Origin of the sequence: Streptococcus sp. GMD1S, from assembly GCF_000296875.1 — a bacterium.
Lineage (GTDB): Bacteria > Bacillota > Bacilli > Lactobacillales > Streptococcaceae > Streptococcus.
Genome location: NZ_AJQY01000101.1, coordinates 1 through 2,298, shown reverse-complemented (window position 1 = coordinate 2,298; position 2,298 = coordinate 1). Strand labels below are relative to the sequence as shown.

Here is a 2,298-nt window from a genome sequence, read left to right as displayed (position 1 = left end):
ATAAAGAAGCAGAAGAACAGGATTTGATAAGATTTAGATTAATTCACAAAATATGTGTAAAACACTTGCAATTTAGCAGAAATTTGATAAAATAGTAAGGAAAGTTAGACTGTATTGCCTACTGTCTATCTATAAAATATATTTTATTGGAGGCTTTTACTCAAATGGCAAAAGAAAAATACGATCGTAGTAAACCACACGTTAACATTGGTACTATCGGACACGTTGACCACGGTAAAACTACTTTGACTGCAGCTATCACAACTGTATTGGCACGTCGCTTGCCTTCAGCAGTTAACCAACCTAAAGACTATGCGTCTATCGATGCTGCTCCAGAAGAACGCGAACGCGGTATCACTATCAACACTGCGCACGTTGAGTACGAAACTGAAAAACGTCACTACGCTCACATCGACGCTCCAGGACACGCGGACTACGTTAAAAACATGATCACTGGTGCCGCTCAAATGGACGGAGCTATCCTTGTAGTAGCTTCAACTGACGGACCAATGCCACAAACTCGTGAGCACATCCTTCTTTCTCGTCAGGTTGGTGTTAAACACCTTATCGTCTTCATGAACAAAATTGACTTGGTAGACGACGAAGAATTGCTTGAATTGGTTGAAATGGAAATCCGTGACCTCTTGTCAGAATACGACTTCCCAGGTGACGATCTTCCAGTTATCCAAGGTTCAGCTCTTAAAGCTCTTGAAGGTGACTCTAAATACGAAGACATCATCATGGAATTGATGAACACTGTTGATGAGTACATCCCAGAACCAGAACGTGACACTGAAAAACCATTGCTTCTTCCAGTCGAAGACGTATTCTCAATCACTGGACGTGGTACAGTTGCTTCAGGACGTATCGACCGTGGTACTGTTCGTGTCAACGACGAAATCGAAATCGTTGGTATCAAAGAAGAAACTCAAAAAGCAGTTGTTACTGGTGTTGAAATGTTCCGTAAACAACTTGACGAAGGTCTTGCTGGAGATAACGTAGGTGTCCTTCTTCGTGGTGTTCAACGTGACGAAATCGAACGTGGACAAGTTATCGCTAAACCAGGTTCAATCAACCCACACACTAAATTTAAAGGTGAAGTCTACATCCTTACTAAAGAAGAAGGTGGACGTCACACTCCATTCTTCAACAACTACCGTCCACAATTCTACTTCCGTACTACTGACGTTACAGGTTCAATCGAACTTCCTGCAGGTACTGAAATGGTAATGCCTGGTGATAACGTGACTATCGACGTTGAGTTGATCCACCCAATCGCCGTAGAACAAGGTACTACATTCTCTATCCGTGAGGGTGGACGTACTGTTGGTTCAGGTATGGTTACAGAAATCGAAGCTTAATTCGATTAAGTTCCCAGAAGAACAATTATTTAAGTCAGACACTAAAAGAATCTTGCCTTGCAAGGTTCTTTTTTTCTTCTCCTTACTCTATTTGAAGTGCTTCTACTCTAGCAGTATAATAGTTTTTTTGGTATAATAAAAGTTATGGAAATCGAAAAAACCAATCGTATGAACGCCCTTTTTGAATTTTATGCGGCGCTTTTGACAGACAAGCAGATGAACTATATTGAACTCTATTATGCTGATGATTATAGTCTTGCTGAGATTGCTGAAGAGTTCGGTGTCAGTCGTCAAGCTGTTTATGACAATATCAAGCGGACAGAAAAGATTCTAGAAGATTATGAGATGAAACTGCACATGTATTCGGACTACATTGTCCGCAGTCAGATTTTTGACCAGATCTTGGAGCGTTATCCCAAGGATGACTTTCTGCAGGAGCAGATAGAAATTTTAACAAGCATTGATAATAGAGAGTAAGAGGAAGAAAAATGGCATTTGAAAGTTTAACAGAACGTTTACAGAACGTCTTTAAAAATTTACGTAAAAAAGGAAAAATATCTGAGGCGGATGTCCAAGAAGCAACCAAAGAGATTCGTTTGGCCTTGCTTGAAGCCGACGTTGCCTTGCCTGTTGTAAAGGACTTTATCAAGAAGGTTCGTGAACGTGCAGTCGGACACGAGGTCATTGATACCCTCAATCCTGCCCAACAGATTATCAAAATCGTGGATGAGGAACTGACAGCCGTTTTAGGTTCCGACACGGCTGAGATTATCAAGTCACCAAAAATTCCAACCATTATCATGATGGTCGGGTTGCAGGGGGCTGGTAAAACAACATTTGCTGGTAAGCTGGCTAATAAACTCAAGAAGGAAGAAAATGCACGTCCTTTGATGATTGCTGCGGATATTTACCGCCCAGCCGCCATCGACCAGTTGAA

The 2,298-nt window shown here is 41.4% G+C and carries 3 protein-coding genes; all 3 read left to right on the top strand.

Features of this window, described 5'->3' with window-relative positions; genetic code table 11:
• Positions 1-164: 164 nt before the first annotated feature.
• On the top strand, positions 165-1,361 hold the full coding sequence (gene tuf, locus GMD1S_RS07320) for an elongation factor Tu (RefSeq protein ID WP_001040720.1): 1,197 nt from the start codon (positions 165-167) through the stop codon (positions 1,359-1,361).
• A gap of 144 nt (positions 1,362-1,505) precedes the next feature.
• Positions 1,506-1,838, top strand: coding sequence for a putative DNA-binding protein (locus GMD1S_RS07315; RefSeq protein ID WP_000402066.1), 333 nt, complete (start codon positions 1,506-1,508; stop codon positions 1,836-1,838).
• Between the two features lie 11 nt (positions 1,839-1,849).
• A partial coding sequence (locus GMD1S_RS07310) for a signal recognition particle receptor subunit alpha (RefSeq protein WP_000863605.1) occupies positions 1,850-2,298 on the top strand: 449 nt, incomplete at its 3' end.

Excerpts from the sequence above, each read along its gene's own strand:
- GMD1S_RS07315 (WP_000402066.1), top strand. The coding sequence starts at position 1,506 with ATGGAAATCGAAAAAACCAATCGTATGAACGCCCTTTTTGAATTTTAT.
- tuf (WP_001040720.1), top strand. The coding sequence starts at position 165 with ATGGCAAAAGAAAAATACGATCGTAGTAAACCACACGTTAACATTGGT.